This is a genomic window from Gemmobacter nanjingensis, assembly GCF_014652195.1.
Taxonomy (GTDB): domain Bacteria; phylum Pseudomonadota; class Alphaproteobacteria; order Rhodobacterales; family Rhodobacteraceae; genus Gemmobacter; species Gemmobacter caeni.
Window position 1 is genome coordinate 1 of record NZ_BMYI01000062.1, and the last position, 2,215, is coordinate 2,215.

Sequence of the window (2,215 nt, forward strand, 5' to 3'; positions counted from 1 at the left end):
GCGGGCTTCGCAGGCGCCCAGAACGGGCGCCAGACACAGGTCAGCTTTTCCAGTGTCGATTGGGATACCGGGACCGGGATGACGGTCTACCGCATCCGCGCCCGTAAGCCGGACCCGTCGGTCACGGCTGGCTGGAACGCCAATATGCGGGTGTTCCGGCGCTATTTCTCCGCAGTCCAGTTCCAGAGGTGAACCATGGTCGCATTTGTCGTTTATGATCCGACAGATCCCTATTCGGGCGACGAATATGCCGTGCTGCGCTATGGCGATTGCGCCGCCGAGGACGTGTCGTCGCAAGGCGGATCTGACACCGCCATGGTGGTGCCAGAGGCCTCCATGGTCAATTTCCAGTTTGCGGCCCAGATCCTTGAGAACCCGCCCGAACCCAGCGGGTCATGGACGGCGCTCATGCTGGTGACGCCTGCCACCGGCCATATCGGCTTCATGTTCGGCTCAGCGATCAGCAGCGATGTCGATGTTCTTCAGCAGCGCGATCAGTTGCTGAGCGACAGCGACTGGACGCAGTTGGCCGATGCCCCCCTCACGCCCGCCAAACAGGCCCAATGGGCGACATATCGGCAGGAACTGCGCGATATCCCCTCCCAGCCCGGCTACCCCGGATCGGTCTCATGGCCGGTCAAACCCACCTGAAAGGATCACGATGACATCCGTTTCCATCGCCCCCGCCGTCGCCCTGGCCGAAGCAGATGCGCTGATCGACCATCTGCGGCAGCGCGGCCTGATCCAGGCGCGGGCCATCGCCGATCTGCAAGCCCGCATCGCAGAACTGGAGGCCAGTGCCCGCCCGGACCCCGACAGCATCGCACAGGAGATGACCCATGGCTGATCTTCCCACATCTTATTCCACCGGCACGGTCACTGTCGGCGCCGGATCGACCTCGGTCACCGGCAGCGGGACTTCGTTTGAAGCGGCCGGGCTGGAGGCAGGGGACATCTTCTGGGCGGCCGGGCTGAGTGTCAGGATCGCCAGCGTCAACAGCGCGACCTCGCTCACGCTCGCTTATCCCTGGCCGGGGGCCGCCCAGACTGCTGTGAACTACGAGGTCCGCTTCACGCCGGATATGACCCGCGCGCTGGCCTCGGCGCGGGAACTGCTGGAGGAGCTTTCGAACGGCAATCTTTCGGCGCTTGCGGCGCTGGAAACGATGGCGAACAAGCTGCCGTGGTTCGATGGCGCAGGATCTGCGCAACTGGCAGACCTGACATCGCAGGCCCGTGGTCTGCTGGGCGGCTCTGCCCTCTCGCGGGCGGGCAGCGATTATACGCTCAACGGCAAGCTGCTCGGCACCGCCGTGACCCAGAACGACAAGGATACCACCGCCGGGCGGTTGCTGAAGACTGGCGATTTCGGTCTGGGTGTCGCGATCTCTCTGAATGCGGCCGATAACCTGGACAACATCCTGACGTCCGGCCTTTACTACAACCCGAGCGCCACAAATACGGCGGGCAACAATTACCCGCCGGGGATCTCCGGTGCCGGGGCGCTGATCGTGGTGGCGCGCTCCTCGACCAACGTGATCCAGAAGTTCATCAGCTATGGCGGGACGTCCACCGCCTCCGGCCTGCGGGAGTTTACCCGAAGCTGGGGCACATCCGGCTGGGGACCGTGGGTGGAGCAATTCCATCAGGGATCGCTGCTCGGGACCGTCTCCCAGTCCGGCGGCGTGCCGACCGGCAAGGTCATCGAACGCGGCAGCAATGCCAATGGCGAATATGTCCGCTTTGCGGACGGCACCCAGATCTGCACCGCGATTGCCGCCGGGGTGGATGCCGCGACCGCAGCCGGGCCGATCTACATGCACAGCAACCTGCTGACATGGACCTTCCCGGCCTCGTTCCTCTCCGCCCCTGTGGTGGCAGGGGGCGGCGGCAATGCGGCGCGCTGGCTGGGGATCAACGCGCCCTCGGTCGGCAGTGTGCAGTACCGCGTCTTCTCCTATGCCTCGTCGGGCACCCTTTCGCTGCCCGGCCTGACCGCCATCGGCCGCTGGTTCTGAGGAGGACCACCCATGCAGATCTCGTTCTCGCCCTTCCGCGCCGATTCCGCCCTCACCCTGTCCCGGCAGGGCGATGTCCTGACCATCGACGGCGCGGATCTCGACTTCGGCCCCTTGCCCGAGGGCGCCGTCCTGCCGCGTGAAGCGGTGAGTTGCGACTGGCTGGCTTCGGAGGTCACCCGCATCGGCGGTGTGAT

Annotated in this window: 4 protein-coding genes and 1 pseudogene; all 5 read left to right on the forward strand. The window is 65.3% G+C overall.

Annotated elements, in window-relative coordinates; genetic code table 11:
• The coding region (locus IE126_RS25510; protein ID WP_189383190.1) for a hypothetical protein at positions 1–192 on the forward strand (192 nt) is incomplete at its 5' end.
• Positions 193–195: 3 nt separating this feature from the next.
• On the forward strand, positions 196–651 hold the full coding sequence (locus tag IE126_RS25515) for a tail fiber assembly protein (RefSeq protein ID WP_229825949.1): 456 nt from the start codon (positions 196–198) through the stop codon (positions 649–651).
• 10 nt (positions 652–661) lie between these two features.
• Entirely contained in the window at positions 662–847 is a 186-nt protein-coding gene (locus IE126_RS25520) for a hypothetical protein (protein WP_145693883.1), read from the forward strand.
• The gene (locus tag IE126_RS25525) at positions 840–2,018 is read left to right on the forward strand and encodes a pyocin knob domain-containing protein (RefSeq protein ID WP_189383193.1); all 1,179 of its coding nucleotides are present in this window, start codon (positions 840–842) and stop codon (positions 2,016–2,018) included. Before IE126_RS25520 ends, IE126_RS25525 begins: the two co-directional genes overlap by 8 nt.
• A 12-nt stretch (positions 2,019–2,030) precedes the next feature.
• Positions 2,031–2,215: pseudogene (locus tag IE126_RS25530) on the forward strand (hypothetical protein); the annotation flags it as partial.